The organism is Microbulbifer harenosus (assembly GCF_005771435.1).
Classification (GTDB): Bacteria; Pseudomonadota; Gammaproteobacteria; order Pseudomonadales; family Cellvibrionaceae; genus Microbulbifer; species Microbulbifer harenosus.
This window is the reverse complement of the sequence record NZ_VANI01000010.1, coordinates 41938-63066: the sequence shown is the minus strand read 5'-3', so window position 1 is coordinate 63066 and position 21129 is coordinate 41938. Positions and strand designations below refer to the sequence as shown.

Genomic DNA, 21129 nt, shown 5'->3' with positions numbered 1-21129 from the left:
GGGGTGGAACTCACGGGTAATGGCGCTCCGTAGCGGCGCGGTCCCAGCGGTAATGCTCCGGCAAACAACCTGTCGGCAATCGTTTGCCGGAACATTCCCCCTGGGGCCGCTCAGGTCGTGCTAAATCCTGTGCTGAAATTAGAAGCGGTAGCTCGCGGACAGTTTAATGTTGCGGCCCGGCATATACAGTTCCTGGAAGGCCACGCGGTATTCCTCGTCTGCCAGATTGTCCAGCGCCAGGGCCAGTTTCAGGCCGTTCAGGCTGCCGGTGGCCGGCTCCCAGGTCACGTAGGCGTCAGCCAGGGTGTAGCTGTCGAACTCGCGGGTCTCGGATTCCGGCAGTTGCTCCTGCGCGGAAACCAGCGAGGTGCGCAGGCCCGCCTTCAGGTCGCGCTGCAGGAGGTAATAGCCCAGGTCCAGTACCCACTTGTCTGCCGGAATATTGCTCAGGTAGCTGTCGTCGGAGAGATCGCGGCCCTCGGTCTGGCCGTAGGAGAGGCCCAGCGCCAGATCGTTCACCAGATAATTGGCGCCGAGTTCAAACCCCTTCAGCTCCGCTTCGTCCACGTTCTGGTACGTGGTATTCATGGGGAAGCCCATTGTGGCGTGGGGATTCACCACCAACTGCTCAATAAAATTGTCCACCTTGTTGCGGAATACCGCAGCGCTGGCGGTCAGCTCGTCGTTGCTGTTGACGAGGCCGCGGAAGGCGAAGTCCGCACGCAGCTCGGTATTGCGGGCCTCCTCTGCTTCCAGATCCGGATTGGGGATAAAGGTGTTACAGAAGGGGCCGAAGTAGCAGAAGTGCGTGCCCTGGGTGTACATCTCTTCCACCCCCGGTGCGCGGAAGGCCTTGGCGTAGCTGGCGGTCAGGGTCATCCAGTCGCTGGCTTTCACCGCTGCGGTGAGGGATGGCGACACTGCGCTGTCGTCGCGGGCGGAGTCCGCCAGTTGCTGGCTCTTGGCTTCAAAGCGGTCGTAGCGTACGCCGGGGGTCAGGGTGAAGACGTCGGCGAAGGTGAAGTCGGCCTGGGCGTAAAGGCCCAATACGTCGGTGTCGGCGTTCAGGTTGGCGGGGCGATTATCGCCGTCGCGCACCGTGGTCACATCGTCCTGATACCAGTCGAGACCGTAAATCCATTGGCCACCGAAACCGTCGGTGGCCCAGTCAGTAGAATTGGTGAGGGCGATACCGGTTGTCTGTACTTCGGTGTTGTCCTGTTGCCCCTCACCCTGTGTCGGACGGAACTCGTCGAACTGGGTGTCGTTTCGGTACAGCGTGAACTTTGACGTGTGTTTGCCTTCCAGTGCTTGCAGCAGGTAGTTGGCGGTCACATTCTGGTCGGTGATATCGCGCTCCACCAGCGGCGAGCTGGCGCCCACATTGCTGTTGGGGTTGGAGGGCACACCCTCCTCACGGTTGTTGTGGCGGAAGGAAATGTCGAAGCGCTGGTTGTCGCTCAGCTGGAAGCCGGCCCGGGCGAGCAGGGCGGTGTTTTCGCTGGCGCTGTTTTCCAGTTCTTCGCCGCCGCCGATTTCCAGGTTGTCGTGATCGGCAACGCTGCCATTCACTAAATAATCAAAGCGGCTAGACAGTCCATAGATCGCGGCGGTGGTCTCGGAGGAATCGCCATTGCTGCCGAATTCTTGTTTCAGATAGCCTCCAAACGTATCGCCACTCTTCAACAGGTCGGCGGAGCTTTTGGTGGTCATCGCCACTACGCCGCCGACGGCGCCGGAACCCCACAGGCTGGAGGCCGGGCCTTTTTTCACTTCCACCTGCTTCAGCAGTTCCGGGTCCAGTTGGTAGGTACCGCGGTGCCCGGAATTGAAGTTCTGGCGCGCGCCGTCGATGGTCTGCAGGACGCGCAGACCGGACAGGCCGCGGATATTCGGGGACTGGTTGGAGTAGCGGGGGCCGCCTTCCACCTGCACGTTCGGTTCGTATTTCAGCGCCTGGGCAATGGATTCCGGCTGCTGCTCTTCCAGTTGTACACGCTCCACCACCACCGTGCTGGGGTCTTTCTCTTTTGCCGACGGGTTGCGGTCGGCGGCCACCACCACTTCACCGAACTGGATGATCGGTTGCCCGCTGTCGGCGGTCTGCGCTGCGACACCGCTGGCGCTCAGCGCCAGTACCGTGGCGGCCAGAGGGTTGAGAGTAAAAGTCTTGATTTGGCCCATGGAAGGTGTCCCCTTTCTGGAAATTGTCCATTCTTGGTGTGCGATTGTTTCCGTGGCCGCCGATTTTTTCTGTGGCTGGCGGTTGGTACGGTTGCGGCGAACGGTAGTAATTGAGGATCTGATTGTAAATGCAAACAATTATCATTTGATAAAAAATTGGCAAATTGCTAGGCTCGCTGCCGTAGTTCACTAACTGGGGCGCTCGTACCTGTTCGCCCCGGATTACTTCACATTGAATTTCTATGGCGTCTGCGGATGCGAATGAGGGTTGCGCGTGAAATTGCGCCTGACAGTGATGGTCGTCTGCTCCCTTGCGCTGCACGCGTGGCTGTTGTGGGCGGCACCGGCACAGGAGGTGCGGGCGCCATCTGGCACGGTGGCGCTGAAGTTGGGGCAGCTGAAACTCGCGGCGGAAACGCAGGAACAAGAAACCGAATCCCAACCGGTGGAAAGGCTTGCCGAGCAGCAAGCGGTTGAGGTTCCCGCGCCAAAAAAAGAGCGGGGCAACAAAGAACCGGTGAAGACACTGGACGGGAAAGCGCCGGAACAAAAGGCACCGGTGGCGAATGAAGAGGTTGCCGCACAGCGGGATTCAACGTCCGGGAGCAAAACATATTCCGCTGTGAAAGCGCAGGCTAATGTTGCTGCGGCCCCGATCCCGCAAAGCGCCCAGCGAAACGTGAGTGAAGAGCCGGTGCTGGTGGAGAGGCCGGTTTTCGCCCACCCGCCCGGCGCGCCGGTGTATCCGGAGCTGGCACGCCAGCGCCGTCAGCAGGGCACCGTGGTGGTCGAAGTGCAGCTTGATCATACCGGGGCGCAGCTGATGCGGCGGTTGTTGCAGTCGTCCGGTGTCGACAGTCTCGACCAGGCGGCGTTAACCGCGGTGGCAAAGTGGGAGTTCCTGCCCTACCGGGAAGACGGCCGTGCGCGCCTTGCGCGCGTGCGGTTACCGATCCGCTTTTCGCTGTAGGGAATACATCGGTGATGCATTACCGCGTTGCCACTTGAAAGGCAGTGGCACCGTCAACACAAGAGAGCGACATGTTCGAGCATCAAACCTGGTCTGAACTTTTTTCCCAGCTCGGCCCTGTGGGCTGGCCGCTGCTGCTGGTGTCGGCGTTGGCGTTGGCGCTGCTGGGAGAGCGCCTGTGGCTGCTGTTGGGCACCGCACACCGTGGTATCAGCGGCTCGTTCAAGCGCCTGCAGTGCACCGAGGAATCCGGCCTGGACCAGCTGGCACAGCAGTGTGAACAGGAGCGCGCACTGGCGAGCCGCGCCATCGCGCTGTTGCTGCAGCACCGCCATATGGACAAGCCGCAGCGCGAGGAAATCGCAGCGGTGTGGCTGCAGGATCAGCGCCGCCAGCTACACAGCGGCCTGCGTCTGTTGATGGTGATCGGCATCATCAGTCCGCTGCTGGGGCTACTGGGTACAGTGCTGGGATTGATCGGGATGTTCGCCGGTCTTTCTGGCAGCAATGAACCGGTGACGCCGGCACTGTTGGCGGATGGCCTTGGTATGGCGCTCAGTACCACTGCGGCCGGTCTGATCGTGGCGCTGCCGGCCATCGCCGGCGCGCACCTGCTGGCGATATGGAGTGACCGGGTGGTGGCGGATCTCGAGTATCTGTTCAATCGCGGCAATCTGTGGCTCGAGGGGGTGGACCCCTGCTGTAAAACCCCGGATACCTGCACGCCTGCGCCGGTGAATCTTGCGGTGCCGGCGCGATGATCAATATCAATCCCCCGGGCGAGCGGGCGTTTTCTCTTGCCAACCTGGCGCCGGACCTGACACCGCTGCTGGACATAATTTTTATTGTGCTGGTGTTCCTGTTGCTCACCGCAAATATGCGTCTGCCATCGCTGCCGATGGATTTGCCGGCGAGCGAGCATGCGGCTTCGTCGATGCCGACGGACCCGCTCACTGTCTCGCTGTCAAACCGCGGCCCCGACCTGTGGGGTATCAATGATCGTGGCTACAGTAATCAGGTGGATTTTGAGCAGGCGCTGCTGGCGGAATTGGTGGCGGAGCCTGCGCGCCCGGTGGCGCTGGCTTCTGATCGCAATGTGCCGGTGCAGCGCATGCTGGATCTGTTTGCGCTGCTGCAGAAGCAAGGGGTGGAAGTGGCGGAAATCGCCCTACACCCCCGCGCGGCGGATGCACGGTAAGTAATCCGCAACCCCCATGTTTATCGACGGGACTCGAACTATGACGCTTTCAAACCTCCAGCCGCTGACGCGTGCACTCTGTTGTTTTTTCTCGGCCGCCGCGCTGGTATTCACCGGGGCTGCCGCCGCCGCGGCACCTGAGCGGGTGATCAGTGCCGGCCACTCCATCACCGAACTGGTGTTGGCACTCGGCGGCGGCGACAGCCTGATCGCGGTGGATTCCTCCACCCGCCTACCAGCGGAGTTCCGCCCGCTGCCGGTGGTGGGGTACTACCGCCAGTTACCGGTGGAGGGGCTGCTGGCGCAGAACCCGCAGTTGCTAGTGGGGGGCGATCACATGGGGCCGGCGACTACCCTGAAACTCCTGCAGGATTCAGGCGTAAAAATCCTGCAACTGCCTGAGGCCGGGAACGGGGAGGAGCTGCTTCGCAATATTGATCGGCTAGCACAGGAGCTGGACAAGCCGGCGGCGGCCATCAAGCAATCCGTGCAGGCGCAGTTGCGGGCACTTACTGCGGCGCGGGCCGCGCTGGCGCAACCGCCGCGCATTTTGTTCGTGCGTGCACAGCAGGGGCGCGGGCTAAAGGCCGCAGGCACGGGCACCAGCCCCGACAGCCTGATCCGCCTCGCCGGCGGTGTGAATGCGGTGGCGTTTGAAGGGTATAAACAACTGTCGGATGAGGCACTGGTGGAGCTGCGCCCGGACTGGATTCTGTTTTCCAGCGATCAGGCGGAGCAGCTGAACGGTGGTGCCGAGTTGCTGCAGTGGCAGCCGCTACTAAAACTGACCCCGGCGGGCAAGCGCAGTGCTTTTTATTCCGTGGACGGTTATGCACTGCTAGGGGGGATTGGCCTCGCCAGCCTCAAAGAGGCGAAAAAGCTGAACGAAAAATTCGTTGCTAAATGATCGAAAGAGCACATTCCTGTAGGAGCCTGCCTGCAGGCGAATCGCGGTGCATCGGTGCTGCACGTTCGCCTGCAGGCAGGCTCCTACAAAAAATCCGCGCCCGTTCTTGAGGTAACCCGCCGTTGGAATTCCGTCTGAGTGATAAAAGCCTGCTGCCCGCACTGGTCGCACTGCTGCTGCTTGGCAGCTGTGTCTCCCTTGCAGTGGGCGCCATGACTATCGGCTGGCGGGATGTGCTGGCAGGCCTGATCCACTGGAGTTGGCCCGGTTTTCTTGAGCTGGATGTGCCCGAGCAATACGCACTGGTGCTGGGTGAAATCCGGCTGCCGCGACTCGTAATGGGGTTGATGGTAGGTGGCACCCTGGGACTCTGCGGTGCGGTTATGCAGGGGTTGTTCCGCAACCCGCTGGCAGACCCGGGAATTATCGGTGTTTCTGCTGGGGCCGGTGTGGGGGCCGCGTTTGTGCTGGTATTTGCCAGCGGTGCCGCGCTGACCACATTTGCCGGTGGCATATTCAAGGACCTGCAATGGTTTCTGTTGCCGCTTGCGGCCAGCCTCGGCGGGGCGCTGTCTACCTGGCTGGTATATCGTCTCGGCGATCGCGGCAAGTCGGTGGTAATGATGTTGCTGGCCGGTGTTGCGATTAATGCGTTGGCGGGCGCGGCGATCGGCCTGCTCAATTATGTGGCAGATGACCGCGCCTTGCGGGATATCACCCTGTGGCAAATGGGTACCCTCGGCGGTGCTACCTGGGGAACGGTGGCCGTGTCTGCATTGGTCCTGATGATTGGCGGCGCGTTATTGTGGCGGCGCGCTCCGGCGCTGAATGCGCTGCTGCTGGGAGAATCCGAAGCCCGCCATCTGGGGGTGGATGTAGTGCGGCTCAAGCAACTGATGATCGTATTGACCGCCATTGCCATGGGGGCTGCGGTTTCTGCGGCTGGGATGATCGGCTTTATTGGCCTTGTCGTCCCGCATACCATTCGCCTGCTGCGCGGGCCCGACCATCGTTATCTGCTTCCCTATAGTGTTCTCGCCGGCGGTCTGCTGCTGGTGCTCGCGGATACCGTGGCGCGCACCTTGGTGGCGCCGGCGGAAATGCCGGTGGGTATCATTACCGCATTGTTGGGTGCGCCCTTCTTCATTTATCTGCTGTGGCAGCAGCGCCAGCAGATATTCTGAGGGGACAACCGTGTTGCTCGAAGTCACCGACCTCACCATCCAATATCCCCGCGCGACCGCGCCGCTGCTGGAACACATTTCCCTCGGCTTTGCCTGCGGTGAAGTCACCGCGCTGCTCGGGCCCAATGGCTGCGGCAAGACATCTTTGCTGCGCGCCATCAGCGGCGAACTGGATTACCGCGGCAACATCCAATTGTTCGGCCGCCCGCAGGCGGACTGGTACCGCCGTCAGAATGACCACCGCGCACTGGCGCGGCGCTACGGCCTGCTGCCACAGCACTCGAACCTCAATTTTGCGTTTACCTGTGGCGAAGTGGTGCAGTTGGGTCTTGCCCCCGGCAGCCTGTCGCGCGCGGAGCAGGAAGAGCGCATCGGGCACTTCATGCAGCGCGCCGACGTGTGGCACCTTCGCGACCGGCTTTTCCCCAGTCTCTCCGGCGGGGAAAAGCAGCGGGTACAGCTGGCACGGGTGCTGTCACAACTGAGCCTTGCCGACGCCGGCGACAAAAAAATCCTGCTGCTGGACGAGCCCACTTCCGCCCTCGACCTCAAACACCAGCACGACGTGTTGGCGCTCGCCCGCGAGGTGGCCGGCGACAATACCGCGGTGGTCACCGTGCTCCACGACCTCAACCTCGCCGCCCGCTACGCCGATCGTTTGGTGATGCTGGCCAATGGTCTGGTACAGGCCGACGGTAACCCGGCGGAGCTGCTGCAGCCGGAACTGGTAGAGCAGGTTTACGGCTACCGCGGACAGCTGGTGGATGTGGCTGGCTACCGCGCGCTGCTGTAACGGCGTGTAATCCCACAGGGCTGTTGGCGCCGAACTGATTCCAATAGAATGTCGCCTCCAATAACAAGACAGAAATTTCTGGGGGCTCAAATGATGAAGAAAGCGTTGGCCGTTGCGGCCATGGTGTGCTGCTCCGCCACTGTTCAGGCGGCGGAAGGTGGCTACTGGGGTGCTGTTGGCGGCCTGATGAATGTCGATATCGACGGCGATAACCCGTTCAACGTCGGTGTTCGCGGCGGCTACAGCTGGGCGTCTGGTTGGGGGGTCGAGGGTGAAGTGACCACCTCTGCGGTCAAGGGCACCTTTGATTACGACTATTACTACTCTGCAGGCGAAGTGGAATATTCGCTGACCACCGTGGCGCTCTACGGCACTTACCGCAGCCAGGGCGATGTGTACTTCAAGGGCAAGCTCGGCTTTTTGAATGAGAATGTCGACGTTGAAGGGTACGGCGCGGACGACAGCGGCCTGTCACTGGGGGTGGGTGCGGGGTTCAACCTCAGTGAAAACCTGAACCTGGAAACCGAGTACACCATCGTGGAACAGGATGTAGGTTTCTTCTCCGGTTCGCTGGTGTTCCGCTTCTGATCGCTATTGCGTCACGGCAGCGAGAAAACGCGGCTTCCGGGCCGCGTTTTGCGTTGTGGCCTGCGGGATTCTTCAACATGAACAAAACCCGGCACTGAATTGAATTTGTTTCACGTGCATCCTTTGCACTGCGGGCTACCCCTTGGTGTACAATGCGCCGCTTTCTGGGGCGGGCCGGTCACAAACGGGTCGGTAAATGCCCTTGCCGAGATTATGCTTGCGCGATCTGCGCCTTATCCGAGGGATTACCATGTTTGATAAATCAGTCACTCTCGCCTCCTACGACGCCGACATCTGGAGCGCGATTCAGGAAGAGAATCGCCGCCAGGAAGAACACATCGAGCTGATTGCCTCGGAAAACTACACCAGCCCGGCTGTCATGGAAGCCCAGGGCACCAGCCTGACCAACAAGTACGCCGAAGGCTACCCGGGCAAGCGCTACTACGGCGGCTGTGAATACGTCGACAAGGTGGAAGCGCTGGCCATCGAGCGCGCCAAAGAGCTGTTCGGTGCCGACTACGCCAACGTCCAGCCGCACTCCGGTTCCCAGGCCAACGCCGCGGTGTACCAGGCCCTGTGCGCCCCCGGCGACACCGTGCTGGGTATGAGCCTGGCCCACGGCGGCCACCTGACCCACGGTGCCAAGGTCAACTTCTCCGGCAAAATCTACAACGCCGTGCAGTACGGCCTGAACCCGGAAACCGGCGAAGTGGATTACGAGGAAGTGGAGCGCCTGGCGCTGGAGCACAAGCCGAAGATGATCGTGGCCGGCTTCTCCGCCTACAGCCGCATCATGGACTGGGCCAAGTTCCGCACCATCGCCGACAAGGTGGGCGCCTACCTGATGGTGGACATGGCCCACGTGGCGGGCCTCGTGGCTGCGGGTGTCTACCCGTCGCCGATCCCTCACGCGGATGTGGTGACCTCCACCACCCACAAGACCCTGCGCGGTCCCCGCGGCGGCATTATCCTGGCCAAGGCCAACGAAGAGATCGAGAAGAAGCTGAACAGCGCGGTATTCCCGGGCGGCCAGGGTGGCCCGCTGATGCACGTGATCGCGGCCAAAGCGGTTTCCTTCAAGGAAGCCATGAGCCCCGAGTACAAGGCCTACCAGAAGAAGGTTGTGGAAAACGCCCGCGCCATGGCGGCCACCTTCCTGGATCGCGGCATCAACATCGTGTCCGGCGGCACCGACGACCACCTGATGCTGGTGGACCTGATCGGCAAGGAGTACACCGGTAAGGACGCGGACGAGGCCTTGGGCAACGCCAACATCACCGTGAACAAGAACGCCGTTCCCAACGACCCGCGCTCCCCGTTCATCACCAGCGGCCTGCGCGTGGGCACTCCGGCCATCACCACCCGCGGTTTCGGCGTGGAAGAGACCAAGCAGCTCACCCACTGGATCTGCGACATCCTCGACGCGCTGGAGAAGGGCAACGCCGAGGCTACCATCGCCGACGTGAAAGGGAAGGTGCTGGAAATCTGCGCCCGCTTCCCCGTCTACAAGTAATCGCCCGCGATTCGCTGCAGACAACGGCCCCATTTGGGGCCGTTTCTGTTTGCGGCTGGCGCGTGCGGCGCAAGATCGCCTGAAATGCGGTCAATGGCCACCTGTGTGGTAAACTGCCGCCCATTTTCCAAAGGGCTCACTCCTCATGCACTGTCCATTCTGCAGCGCAGAAGAAACCAAAGTCGTAGACTCACGCCTCGTCGCCGATGGCGATCAGGTGCGGCGCCGTCGCGAATGCCTGCAGTGCCACGAGCGCTTCACCACTTTCGAGACCGCCGAGCTGCTGCTGCCGCGCGTGGTCAAGCAGAACGGCCAGCGCGAGCCCTTCAACGAAGACAAGCTCCGCGCCGGCATCCAGCGCGCCGTGGAGAAACGCCCGGTCAGCACCGAACGGGTGGAAGCCGCCGTCGCGCAGATCAAGCACGCCCTGCAGGCCACCGGCGAGCGCGAATTGCCCGCCATGCATATCGGCGAGCTGGTCATGGAACAGCTGCGGGAACTGGATCAGGTGGCGTTCGTGCGCTTTGCCTCCGTTTATCGCCGGTTCGAGGACGTCAGCGACTTCAGTGATGAGATCGAACGCCTCAATACCCGCAAGGCCAAGAGCGAGGAGCGCGGGTGAGCCCTCGTGAACTGATGGCCCGCGCCATCCAGCTGGCCGAGCGCGGCCTTTATACCACCATGCCCAACCCCCGCGTCGGCTGCGTGATTGCCGACAGCGCAGGCAATATCGTGGGTGAAGGCTGGCACAAACGCGCGGGCGAAGGCCACGCGGAAGTTGAGGCGCTGGAGGACGCGGGCGAGAAGGCGCGCGGCAAGATCGCCTACGTGACCCTGGAACCCTGCAGTCACCGTGGCAAGACCGGCCCCTGCGCCGATGCCCTGATTGCCGCCGGTGTCGCCAAAGTCGTTTACGGCATGGAAGACCCGAATCCCACCGTGGGTGGCAATGGGTTACAGAAACTGCGCGATGCGGGCATTGAAGTGGAAGGCCCGTTGCTGGAAGAATCCTGTCGCGCGCTGAATCCCGGGTTTATCAAGCGCATGACCCTCGGTCTGCCGCTGGTGCGCTGCAAGTCCGCCATGAGCATCGACGGCCGCACCGCCATGGCCAGTGGCGAATCCAAGTGGGTCACCGGCCCCGCCGCGCGCGCCGACGTGCAGCGCCTGCGGGCACGCAGCTGCGCCATCGTCACCGGCGTTGATACTGTCCGCCACGACAACCCAAACATGAACCTGCGTCCGGAAGAGATGGGCCTGCCGGCGGACGAAGCCGCCGCTGCGGCACACAAACAACCACTGCGAGTGGTGGTGGACAGCAAACTGCGCACCCCGGCCAAGGCCTTTATATTGCAGGGCGACGCCCCCACATTGGTGGTCACTACCGAGGCATCGGACCCGGAGCGCCGCGCGCGGCTGCAGAAGAGTGGCGCCGAAGTGCTGGTACTGGACGCGGACAAAGACGGCCGCGTACATCTGGGCGCACTGTTAAAGGAGCTCGCGCGCCGCGAGTGCAATGAAGTGCTGATCGAGAGCGGCGCGACCCTCTCCGGTGCCTTCATGTACCAGGGGCATGTGGATGAAATCATCGTCTACATGGCCCCCAAGATTCTCGGCTCCAGCGCCCGGCCGCTGTTTGAACTGCCGATCGAACGCATGGGCTCGATGCTGCCCATCACCATTACCGACATGCGCGCGGTCGGCCACGACTGGCGCATCACCGCCACCACGGATATTGAGCGGTGACTGATAGGCGCGAGGGTGCTTCTAAAAAGCAGGATTTTCGCGTGAGGCTGGAAAGCCCCGCGCGCAGGACCGGAATGTATATGAATACATGAGGATCCGAGCACGGAGCTGACGACGCCCTCGCGGGAAAAGACAATTTTTAGGAGTGCCCGGGTTGTTTACTGGAATCATTGAAGCGGTTGGCACCATCACCGCGCTGCAGCCCAAAGGCGGCGACCTGCGCCTGCGCGTGAATACCGGCAAGCTGGATCTCACCGACGTCAAACTCGGCGACAGCATCGCCACCAACGGCGTCTGCCTGACGGTCGTGGATCTGCCCGGCGACGGCTACTGGGCCGACGTATCCGCTGAAACCCTGGCGGTGGCGACCCTGAAAAACTGGAAGCTCGGCGACCGGGTCAACCTGGAGAAGGCCTTGACGCCCCAGACCCGCCTGGGCGGGCATATGGTGAGCGGTCATGTGGACGGTATCGGTGAAGTGGTGTGGCGCAAAACCACCGCCCGCGCCGAACAGTTCCGTCTGCGCGCCCCGGATGAGCTGGCCAAATACATCGCTCACAAGGGTTCCATCACTGTGGATGGCACCAGCCTTACGGTAAATGCGGTGGACGGTGCCGAATTCGAACTCACCATCGTGCCCCACACCATCGCGGAAACCGTGATCGGTGGTTATCAGGCGGGCACCAAGGTGAACCTGGAAGTGGACCTGATAGCGCGCTACCTCGAGCGACTACTCTTGGGGGATGCCGCGGCCAAGCCCAAAAGCGACGGCCTGACCATGGAATTCCTGGCCCAACACGGGTTTTACAAGGCCTAAACGAAGCACCCTGTAGGAGCCTGCCTGCAGGCGAACCGAACAGTGCCACAAAAGTTCGCCTGCAGGCAGGCTCCTACGAGAAATTGTGGCTGAAAAAATTTCCAAACACGATTTGAGAGAGTTATGGAACTGAACAGCGTTGAAGAACTGATCGACGATATCCGCCAGGGCAAAATGGTCATCCTGATGGACGACGAAGATCGCGAGAACGAAGGCGATCTCGTCATGGCCGCCGAGCAGGTCCGCCCGGAAGACATCAACTTCATGGCCACCCACGCCCGCGGTCTCATCTGCCTGACCCTCAGCGCCGAGCGTTGCAAGCAGCTCGACCTGCCGCTTATGTCACGCGAAAACGGCGCCCAGTTCAACACCGCCTTCACCGTCTCCATCGAAGCCGCCGAAGGCGTCACCACCGGCATCTCCGCCGCCGACCGCGCGCGCACCATTCGCGCCGCCGTCGCCCGCAATGCCAAGCCGTCCGACATCGTGCAACCCGGCCACATTTTCCCGATCAAGGCCCAGCCGGGCGGCGTACTCAGCCGCGCCGGTCACACCGAAGCCGGCTGCGACCTCTCGCGCCTTGCCGGCTTCGAACCCGCCGCTGCCATAGTAGAAATCATGAACGAAGACGGCACCATGGCGCGCCGTCCCGACCTGGAAAAATTCGCGCAGCAGCATAACCTCAAGATTGGCACCATTGCCGACCTGATCAACTACCGCGCGCTGAACGAGAAAACCGTCGAATGCGTCAACGAGCGCAAGGTGCATACCGAATTCGGCGACTTCAAACTGCGCACCTACCTCGACAAAGCCCGTCGCGAACGCCACTTCGCGTTCTATTTAGGCGATTTCAAACCGGAAGAGCCGACCCTGGTGCGCGTCCACGTCGCCAGTACCCTGCGCGATGTGTTCAGCCTTCGTCGCGGCGACGAGAAATACGCCCCCTGGACCTTCCGCAGCGCACTGAAAAAAGTCGCACAGGAAGGCAAGGGCGTGGTCGTGGTGATCTGCCACAACGAAACCACCGATGAAATCGAAGAGAGCATCGACTGGCTGATCAGCGGCAAGCAGCAGCGCCCGAGCCAGGACCTGGTATACAAGCAGGTTGGCACCGGCTCGCAGATTTTGCGCGATCTGAAAGTGCGCAAAATGCGCCTGATGAGCGCCCCGTTCAAGTTCAGTGCAATCTCGGGCTTCGATCTCGAAGTCGAGGAATACCTGAACGCGGAAGAGATCTAAAATCTCTCCCTGTAGGAGCCTGCCTGCAGGCGAACAGATCCAGAATCCGAACTGTTCGCCTGCAAGCAGGCTCCTACAGGACAACAAAAAATTAAATGGAAAACGTCATGAGCAATATCAAAGTCATCGAAGGGGATTTCGTAGGTTGCACCGGCAAATTCGCACTGCTGGTAAGCCGCTGGAACAGCTTTGTAGTGGAGAGCCTGAAAGACGGCGCGCTGGATACCCTGCGTCGCAAAGGCATTAAAGATGAAGACATCACCATCTACTACGCCCCAGGCGCCTTCGAATTCCCGCTGGCCGCGCAGAAAATTGCCGAAACCAAAAAGTTCGATGCCGTTATCGCCCTTGGCGCCGTTATCCGCGGTGGCACCCCGCACTTCGAATACGTCGCCGGCGAATGCACCAAAGGCCTCGCCCAGGTCTCCATGAACACCGGCATCCCAGTGACCTTCGGTGTACTGACCGTAGACTCCATCGAACAGGCCATCGAACGCTCCGGCACCAAAGCCGGCAACAAAGGCTGCGAAGCCGCAGAAACTGCCCTGGAAATGGTTTCCCTGCTGGGCAAAATCTGACTGAGAAACGACTGAAATGACCGTAACCGCATCCGCCCGCCGCAAAGCCCGTCACTACGCCATGCAGGCGCTTTACCAGTGGCAGATGGCCGGCGCCAGCCTCAATGCCATCGAAGCCGAGTTTCATGCCGACAACGACATGAGCAAAACCGACGTGGCCTACTTTCGCGAACTGTTCCACGGCGTGGCCAAAAACCTCGACGACGTCGAGGGCACCTATGCGCAGTATCTGGACCGCAGCGTGGAAGAACTCGACCCGGTGTCCCGCGCACTACTGCGCATGTCCACCTACGAGCTGAAAAACCGCGTCGACGTACCCTACAAGGTCGTCATCAACGAAGCCGTTGCGCTGGCCAAGAAATTCGGCCCCACCGACGCCTTCAAATTTATCAACGGCATTCTCGACAAGGTTGCGGCAAAAGAACGCAGCGTCGAAGTCAAAGCCGATAAAGGCTGACACCCGCCATGGCCGGGCCCGGAGAATTCGAGCTGATTCGGGAGTATTTTACCTCCCGGTTTCAGCCTGACGCGGAGACCGCCTCGTCGGCGGTGGGCCCGGAGTTCGAACAAGGTGTGGAGCTCGGCATTGGCGATGACTGTGCCCTGCTGATTCCTCCCGCCGGCAAACGGCTCGCCACCAGTGTGGATACCCTGGTGGCGGACGTGCATTTTCCCGCGCACGCCGACCCCTACCGCATTGCCAGCCGCGCGCTGCGCGTGAATCTCTCTGACCTCGCCGCGATGAACGCCGATCCCCTGTGGTTTACTCTGGCGCTCACCTTGCCGCAAAGCGATCCGAATTGGCTGGAACCCTTTGCGCGAGGGCTCGCGGAGACGGCGCGACGGTTCGGCATTACCCTCGTCGGCGGCGACACTACCAGGGGACCGCTGTCCATCACCATCCAGGTCACCGGCGCCTGCGAAAATCCCCTGCGTCGCGACGGCGCCAGTGCAGGGGATACAGTATTTGTCTCCAACAAACTCGGCGCCGCCGCCGCCGCACTGCCCATCGTGCTCGGGCGGGTGACCGGCAGCGAACAGCAGCAACAATGGGCGGATGCCGCCTATTATTTTCCCGAGCCGCAGTTTGCCGTCGCCCGAGCAATCGGTCAGTACGCCAGCGCGGGGCTGGATATTTCCGATGGATTGCTGGGCGATATCGCGCATATTTGCAGCGCTAGCGGACTCGGTGCCGAGCTGCAGCTGGAAACGCTGCCACAAGCGGAACTCGTAGCGGAAATAAACGGCGGAGATGCGCTGGAAACTGCGCTCACCGGTGGCGACGACTATCAACTCTGTTTTACCGTGCCGGAAAAACATCTATCCGCGCTGGCGGCGTTGCAACTACCGATTACCGCTATTGGCCGCATGACCGCGGACCAGGGCGTGCGCTGCCTGCTGAACGGCGAGCCCTGGCAGGCCCGCGGCAACGGTTACCGGCACTTCTGAGCGGTGGAGAATTACAACAAGATGACCCCGACGTTTTCCCAGCTGATACGCAGCCCGGTGTTGTTTCTGGCCTTCGGTTTTGGCTCCGGCCTCGCCAAAAAGGCCCCCGGCACCTTCGGCACCCTCGCCGCGGTGCCGCTCTGGTACGGGCTGCAGTTCCTGACGCCGGCACTGTATCTGGTGGTGCTTGTTATCACTTTTGCCCTGGGTTGCTACCTGTGCGGTGCCGCCTCGCAGAAGCTCGGGGTACACGATCACGGCGGCATCGTGTGGGACGAATTTGTCGGTTACTGGCTCACCATGTTTATGGCGCCGGCAGGTTGGCTCTGGGCCCTGTACGGCTTTGTGCTGTTCCGGATTTTCGATATTGCCAAACCGCAGCCCATTGGCTGGGCCGACCGCCGCGTACATGGTGGTCTCGGCATCATGCTCGACGATATACTCGCCGGCATCTACGCCGCGCTGGTGTTGCAGGGCACGGTTTATCTGTTAACGATTTTCTGAGGCCGGATGCCCATGAAATTCCGATTTCCGCTACTCGCACTATTTCTGGTTGTCCTGCCGCAGCTTTCCGTCGCACAGGACGTGCGACTGCAGGCCATCTTCGGCACCAGCGCCATGTTCGAAATCGACGGCAGGCAGCGGTTGCTCAAAGCCGGCAAGACCTCGCCGGAAGGCGTAACACTGAAGTCGGTGACCAGTGACTATGCCTTGGTACAGATCGATGGCCGCGAGCAAAAATTGACATTGGCGGCGCCGGTGGCCGCGAGCTATGCCTCGGTGGAGCGCGCGGAAGTCCGCCTGAGCCCGGATAGCCGCGGCCACTACAACACGAGCGCCTGGATCAATGGCCGCCGGGTGGAGGTGATGGTAGATACGGGCGCGACCAGCATTGCGTTCAATTATCCCACCGCGAAAAGCCTCGGCCTGGATCTGGCCCGCGCGCAGCCGATGACGGTGTCCACCGCCAGTGGCGTGGAGCGGGCCTACCGCCTGCAACTGAGCAGCGTCACCATTGGTGGCATCACGGTGCACAATGTGGATGCGACGGTGCTGGGCAATGATTTTCCCCGGGTGACTCTGCTGGGTAACAGTTTTTTGAGCCGTGTGGATATGCAGCAACAGGATGGCCTGTTGCTGCTGCGCGCGCGCGATTGATGACATACATTGATGGATCGCGAGGTATCGGTTTGACCATTCGCTATGTGGAATCCTCCAAGTTGCCCACTTCCTGGGGCATGTTCGAGATGCACGGATTCGAGGAAGTGGAGACAGGCAAGGAACACGTTGTCCTGTCCATGGGCGACCTGGACACCGATGAACCGGTGCTGGCGCGCATTCATTCCGAGTGCCTGACCGGTGACGCGCTGTTCTCTCTGCGCTGCGATTGCGGCGCGCAGTTGCAGTACGCGCTGCACCGGATTGCCACCGAAGGCCGCGGTGCGGTGTTTTACCTGCGGCAGGAGGGCCGCGGTATCGGCTTGTTGAATAAGATCCGCGCCTACAAGCTGCAGGACTGCGGTGCGGATACGGTGGAGGCCAACGAGCAGCTGGGTTTTGGCGCGGATATGCGGGATTACTCGATCCTGAAGCCGATGATCGAGCATCTGGGGATCAAGTCTATCCGCCTGATGACGAACAATCCGCGCAAGGTAAAGGCGCTGCAGGATCTCGGAGTGAATGTCACCGAGCGCCTGCCGCACCAGTCGGGTCGCAACCCGCACAATGTGAATTACCTATCCACCAAGAAGGGTAAGCTCGGGCATCTGTTGGAGGACGATGAGGACTCCGACAAGTAACGCGCCCCGGGCTGTTTTCGCTGTCACAAACCCTTCATAAGAGTGTCACTTGCAAGAAACCAATTAACGCCATTCTGTGCTGGAGCAAGGCGCTGATCCTGCGGATTGCCAGGGAAGAGCAAAACAGTCATTTACGGAATGGCGGGATCAGAGAGTGCGTCTATACTCAACTTATCTGAGCGCTTGAAGTCGAGAAAGGTGATGTACTGACAGCGATCCGATATCAAGGCCGGCTAAATGCCGGCTTTTGTTTTTGTGCCTCACGGAAACTCTGCTCCTTTGAAGCTGGCTCTGTGGCAGCACAGCACGAGGGCAAAGGTTTTGAAACCGCTGTGAATACATCCCTGTACGCTCTGTCGCAAACATCCCTGTTTGCGACAGTTTCAAAACCTTTGCCCTCGCACCGTGCTTTCAGCAAATCCACATCACTTCGAATCACGACTTTTATGGACTTGCGGTGATTTCCGAGGCCTGCTAGATTGCGCGAAATTCCACCAGCGGAGGATTGTTGATGATTGTATCCAAGCCCCGCCGGGCCAGCCGCGACTGATATCGCCTTTTGCCCGGCAATCTTCTTTTGTCGGGTTTCCCCATTCCATTGGAAACCCTTTCCGAAAGCGCCCAGACTTGGGTATGAATGATGTGTACCTGCGCATTGAGCGTGCAGGATACTTTTGAGGGTTCAGAACCTTGAGTAAATCCCTGATTTCACGCCGCCGGGCTTTCCGGCGCGGTGCTTTCGCTGGCAGCCATGAAAAGGTCGTCAGCGCGGAAACTCCACTGCGCGCATTGGGCTGGAAGCCGTTCTTCCAGCAACAGCTGTCGCTGGAGGAACTGACGGATTGCGAGCCGCTGCGGGTGATGGCGGTGCATCGCAGCCAGATCGAAGTTTCCGGCGAGCGCGGTGACGAAGTGGTACTGGTGAACGGCCCGCTGTTTGAGGATGCACAAGAGAAGCCTACCGTGGGCGACTGGCTCCTGCTCGAACGCGACAGCCGCAGACCAGTGCGCCGCCTTGAGCGCAGTAGCCTGTTCCGGCGCATGGCGCCGGGGGCGAAGCAGGTGCAACTGATTGCGGCGAACATCGACAATGTGCTGATCGTCACTTCCTGCAACGATGATTTCAATCTCTCGCGTATCGAGCGCTATCTGGCGCTGGTCAAGGAAGCCGGCTGCCGTGCGTGCGTGGTGTTGACCAAGTCCGACCTCTTGAGCGAACACGACCAGTATCGCGAAGCCCTGAAAGGCTATCGCGACCTGCCGGTGGTGCTGGTCAATGCATTGGACCGTGCCAGCGTCGAACCCCTGCGGGATTACTGCCGCAGCGGTGAAACCCTCGCGCTGCTCGGCTCCTCCGGGGTCGGCAAGTCCACCCTGCTGAACAGTCTCGCCGGCAGCGAACTTGCCGCCACCGCCGGCATCCGCGAAGACGACAGTAAGGGCCGCCACACCACCCGCCATCGCGCGCTGTATACCATTCCCGACGGCGGACTGCTGCTAGACAGCCCGGGTATGCGTGAGCTCGGCCTCGCCGATATTGGCGATGGGCTCGCGGCGGCGTTTTCCGATATCAGCGAACTCGCCACTCAGTGCCGCTTCGCCGACTGTGCCCACCAGACCGAACCCGGCTGCGCCGTGCGTGCGGCGATGGATGCCGAAGAGCTGGACGAGCGGCGGGTGCGCAACTGGCGCAAGCTGGAGCGGGAAGTAAAGCGGAATAGCCAGACGCTGGCGGAGTCCCGTGCAGACGAGCGTGCCTTTTCGCAATTGGTGCACAGTGCGCTGAAAGATTCACGCTCGCGCAAAAACAGGATCTGACGGCCTTTCTGATTCTGTCCACAACACACAAGCGGCGACCGGTGGCATAGAGAAAATGCCAGTGGTCGCCGCCTTTTTGTCTGGGGTTTTGGTAGTCTGTCTGCCAGTTATTCCAGCCAGATTTCTGTGCCGCCATGAACCCCGCCCCCACGCGCGTTTTATCCACAGCTCCCGCCCGTATCCTGATTGCCGAAGACGATACCGAACTGAACCGGCAGATTGCCGCGATGATGCGCGAGGCCGGTTATCAGGTGGACAGTTGTGTCGACGGTGAGGCGGCATTACTGGAAGCCTCAAAGCAGCGTCACCAGCTGATCCTGCTGGACCTGATGCTGCCGGGGCTCGACGGGTTGTCGCTGCTGCGGTTGCTGCGCAAGACCAGCCAGGTGCCGGTCATCATCGTGTCGGCGAAGGGCGCGGAAGAAGAGCGGATACAGGGGTTGCGCCACGGCGCGGACGACTACATCGCCAAACCGTTCAACCGGGTGGAATTGATGCTGCGGGTGGAGGCGCTGCTGCGCCGCAGCCAGTTGGTGGCGCCGGCCCATGGAGATGTGCTGGCGATCGAACAGCTGGAGCTGCGCCTGTCGGATCAGCAGGCGGCGGTGGGTGCGCGGCAGATCGAGCTCACCGCCATCCAGTTCAATCTGCTGTGGGAGCTGGTGGCAAACCGCGGGGAGGTGCTGAGCAAGGCCTATCTCTCACGCGAGGTGCTGAACCGCCCCCTCGGCGCCTATGACCGCAGCCTGGATATGCATCTCAGCCGGGTGCGGCGCAAACTCTCCGAGGCCGGCTGGCGCGGTGAGCGCCTGCAGACGGTGCGCGGACAGGGGTACTGTCTGAAATGAACCGCCGATTGTTGTGGAAACTGATCCTGCTGATCACCGCCGGCATCGTCGCTATGTTTTATCTGATCAACTACGTCACCGTGCGCGCCGAAGAAGAGATGAGCATGTTGAGCCAAGCCCACCGCGACGAGCTGCGCGGCTGGGGGCGCGAGGCGCAGGCGCTGTATTCTGCCGGCGACGCGGCATCGCTGGAGCGCTGGCTGGATGCCCTGCAACAGCGGGAGTCGACCCTGGCGGCGGTGGTGGGATACAACATCCATCATGTGGCCGGCAGCCGCGGCCTGGAAGACCGCTACAGCGGCAACAATCTGGGGCGGGACGTGGAGTGGAAAATCCACCTGTATTTTGAAGCCAACCCGGTGATGGAGATCCCGTTCGAGGATTCGGACACCAGCTTTATTGTCCTGCTCCCGGACCGGATGCGCCCGGGCAGTTACTGGCAGACGACCCGCCTGCTGTTACAGATTTTCCTGCCGGCGCTGATCCTCGCCATTTTGTCCGTGCTCCTGTACCGGCACATCATGCAGCCGCTCGGCAGCCTGCAGCGGGCCACCCGGGAGTTCAGTCGCGGGGACTTTTCCGTGCGGGTGCGCCCGCAACTGGGCTCGCGCCGGGATGAGTTCAGCGAGCTCGCGTCCACCTTCGACCAGATGGCGGCGCGCATCGGTGAGCAACTGCTGAATCAGCGCCAGCTGATCGCGGATTTCTCCCACGAATTGCGCACGCCGCTGACCCGTCTGGAAATCGCGATCGAGAGTCTCGGCAAGCACTACCCCGACGACCCCAATGTGCAGCGCCTGTACCGGGAATCCCGGCATTTCCGCAAACTCACCGAAGATACCCTGGCGCTGGCGTGGCTCGACAACGAGCAACCGCGTCTGACCCAGGAATCCATGGACCTTGTCGACCTGATCGATGTGATCGTCGACGACGCCCGCTTCGAATTTCCCGACCGTCCGATACAGACCCACCTGCCGGATTCCGCCGGGCTCCACAACAGCAGCCACCAGGCCGTCGGGCAGGCGCTGGAAAATATCCTGCGTAATGCCCTGCGCTATAACCCGGTGGGCAGGGCGGTGGAGGTTGCCCTCGAGGACTGCCAGCTGGCGTCGGGGGAGCGCGGGTTTCAGGTCACCGTCAAAGACTGTGGCCCCGGTGTGCCGGAAGACCTGCTGGAAACCATCTTCCGGCCCTTTTATCAGGCCGATCCTTCGCGCAACGCGCGCGGCACCGAGTCCGGCGGTGTGGGGCTCGGCCTGGCGCTGGCGCGGCGGCAGCTCAAGGCCGTGGGCGGCCAAGTGGTGGCCAGCAACCGTTCGGGCGGTGGTCTGTGTATGACCATCTCACTACCGGCCAACTGATACTGCAGGAATTACCGCGACTTTCTATCAGGTTTCCGCCACGTTTCCATCTGGGACTAGCGCCCAATGTAACAATTGCAACAGCGCTGTACTTTGATAGGGCTAATGGGAATAATTCGCGTTTACGGTTAATAACC

The 21129-nt window shown here is 61.3% G+C and carries 22 protein-coding genes; 21 read left to right on the top strand and 1 reads right to left on the bottom strand.

The window, feature by feature from the left end; genetic code table 11:
* Positions 1 to 138 precede the first annotated feature (138 nt).
* Positions 139 to 2184, bottom strand: a complete 2046-nt coding sequence (locus tag FDY93_RS09810) for a TonB-dependent hemoglobin/transferrin/lactoferrin family receptor (protein WP_138235569.1) — start codon at positions 2182 to 2184, stop codon at positions 139 to 141.
* A gap of 274 nt (positions 2185 to 2458) precedes the next feature.
* On the opposite strand from FDY93_RS09810, the gene FDY93_RS09805 reads away from it, so the two are divergent.
* From FDY93_RS09805 to FDY93_RS09705, 21 genes are all read left to right on the top strand, one after another.
* A complete protein-coding gene (locus FDY93_RS09805) occupies positions 2459 to 3154 on the top strand; it encodes an energy transducer TonB (RefSeq protein ID WP_138235568.1) in 696 nt (231 codons plus the stop codon).
* A 71-nt stretch (positions 3155 to 3225) separates the two neighbouring features.
* Positions 3226 to 3915, top strand: coding sequence for a MotA/TolQ/ExbB proton channel family protein (locus tag FDY93_RS09800; RefSeq protein ID WP_138235567.1), 690 nt, complete (start codon positions 3226 to 3228; stop codon positions 3913 to 3915).
* Complete coding sequence (locus FDY93_RS09795; protein ID WP_138235566.1) at positions 3912 to 4352, top strand: ExbD/TolR family protein; 441 nt, start codon at positions 3912 to 3914, stop codon at positions 4350 to 4352. The genes FDY93_RS09800 and FDY93_RS09795 overlap by 4 nt, the downstream gene beginning before the upstream one ends.
* Positions 4353 to 4392: 40 nt before the next feature.
* Entirely contained in the window at positions 4393 to 5259 is an 867-nt protein-coding gene (locus FDY93_RS09790) for a heme/hemin ABC transporter substrate-binding protein (protein WP_171018952.1), read from the top strand.
* A gap of 122 nt (positions 5260 to 5381) precedes the next feature.
* Positions 5382 to 6443, top strand: coding sequence for a FecCD family ABC transporter permease (locus FDY93_RS09785; RefSeq protein WP_138235564.1), 1062 nt, complete (start codon positions 5382 to 5384; stop codon positions 6441 to 6443).
* Between the two features lie 10 nt (positions 6444 to 6453).
* Entirely contained in the window at positions 6454 to 7236 is a 783-nt protein-coding gene (locus FDY93_RS09780; RefSeq protein WP_138235563.1) for a heme ABC transporter ATP-binding protein, read from the top strand.
* Positions 7237 to 7329: 93 nt separating this feature from the next.
* The gene (locus tag FDY93_RS09775) at positions 7330 to 7824 is read left to right on the top strand and encodes a porin family protein (protein ID WP_220446153.1); all 495 of its coding nucleotides are present in this window, start codon (positions 7330 to 7332) and stop codon (positions 7822 to 7824) included.
* 250 nt (positions 7825 to 8074) lie between these two features.
* A complete protein-coding gene (gene glyA, locus FDY93_RS09770) occupies positions 8075 to 9337 on the top strand; it encodes a serine hydroxymethyltransferase (RefSeq protein WP_138235561.1) in 1263 nt (420 codons plus the stop codon).
* A 145-nt stretch (positions 9338 to 9482) separates the two neighbouring features.
* On the top strand, positions 9483 to 9959 hold the full coding sequence (gene nrdR, locus FDY93_RS09765) for a transcriptional regulator NrdR (protein WP_138235560.1): 477 nt from the start codon (positions 9483 to 9485) through the stop codon (positions 9957 to 9959).
* A gap of 14 nt (positions 9960 to 9973) precedes the next feature.
* Positions 9974 to 11083, top strand: coding sequence for a bifunctional diaminohydroxyphosphoribosylaminopyrimidine deaminase/5-amino-6-(5-phosphoribosylamino)uracil reductase RibD (ribD, locus tag FDY93_RS09760; RefSeq protein ID WP_138235752.1), 1110 nt, complete (start codon positions 9974 to 9976; stop codon positions 11081 to 11083).
* A gap of 154 nt (positions 11084 to 11237) precedes the next feature.
* Positions 11238 to 11900 carry a riboflavin synthase gene (locus FDY93_RS09755; RefSeq protein ID WP_138235559.1) on the top strand — a complete coding sequence of 221 codons (663 nt, stop codon included), beginning with the start codon at positions 11238 to 11240 and terminating at the stop codon, positions 11898 to 11900.
* Between the two features lie 123 nt (positions 11901 to 12023).
* Positions 12024 to 13139 (top strand): bifunctional 3,4-dihydroxy-2-butanone-4-phosphate synthase/GTP cyclohydrolase II, encoded by a 1116-nt coding sequence (ribBA, locus tag FDY93_RS09750; RefSeq protein WP_138235558.1) that lies wholly within the window; start codon positions 12024 to 12026, stop codon positions 13137 to 13139.
* Between the two features lie 107 nt (positions 13140 to 13246).
* On the top strand, positions 13247 to 13717 hold the full coding sequence (gene ribH / locus FDY93_RS09745; RefSeq protein WP_138235557.1) for a 6,7-dimethyl-8-ribityllumazine synthase: 471 nt from the start codon (positions 13247 to 13249) through the stop codon (positions 13715 to 13717).
* Between the two features lie 16 nt (positions 13718 to 13733).
* Positions 13734 to 14174, top strand: coding sequence for a transcription antitermination factor NusB (gene nusB, locus FDY93_RS09740; RefSeq protein ID WP_138235556.1), 441 nt, complete (start codon positions 13734 to 13736; stop codon positions 14172 to 14174).
* An 8-nt stretch (positions 14175 to 14182) separates the two neighbouring features.
* Positions 14183 to 15166: a thiamine-phosphate kinase gene (gene thiL, locus FDY93_RS09735; RefSeq protein ID WP_138235555.1), complete on the top strand. Its 984-nt coding sequence runs from the start codon at positions 14183 to 14185 to the stop codon at positions 15164 to 15166.
* Positions 15167 to 15187: 21 nt separating this feature from the next.
* Positions 15188 to 15670 (top strand): phosphatidylglycerophosphatase A family protein, encoded by a 483-nt coding sequence (locus FDY93_RS09730; protein WP_138235554.1) that lies wholly within the window; start codon positions 15188 to 15190, stop codon positions 15668 to 15670.
* Between the two features lie 12 nt (positions 15671 to 15682).
* Positions 15683 to 16324 carry a retropepsin-like aspartic protease family protein gene (locus tag FDY93_RS09725; RefSeq protein ID WP_138235553.1) on the top strand — a complete coding sequence of 214 codons (642 nt, stop codon included), beginning with the start codon at positions 15683 to 15685 and terminating at the stop codon, positions 16322 to 16324.
* A gap of 32 nt (positions 16325 to 16356) precedes the next feature.
* Positions 16357 to 16965: a GTP cyclohydrolase II gene (ribA, locus tag FDY93_RS09720; RefSeq protein WP_138235552.1), complete on the top strand. Its 609-nt coding sequence runs from the start codon at positions 16357 to 16359 to the stop codon at positions 16963 to 16965.
* A gap of 690 nt (positions 16966 to 17655) precedes the next feature.
* Positions 17656 to 18783, top strand: a complete 1128-nt coding sequence (gene rsgA / locus FDY93_RS09715) for a ribosome small subunit-dependent GTPase A (protein ID WP_138235551.1) — start codon at positions 17656 to 17658, stop codon at positions 18781 to 18783.
* A gap of 134 nt (positions 18784 to 18917) precedes the next feature.
* Positions 18918 to 19631: a response regulator transcription factor gene (locus tag FDY93_RS09710; protein WP_138235550.1), complete on the top strand. Its 714-nt coding sequence runs from the start codon at positions 18918 to 18920 to the stop codon at positions 19629 to 19631.
* Positions 19628 to 20992, top strand: coding sequence for a sensor histidine kinase (locus tag FDY93_RS09705; RefSeq protein ID WP_138235549.1), 1365 nt, complete (start codon positions 19628 to 19630; stop codon positions 20990 to 20992). Before FDY93_RS09710 ends, FDY93_RS09705 begins: the two co-directional genes overlap by 4 nt.
* Positions 20993 to 21129: the final 137 nt, after the last annotated feature.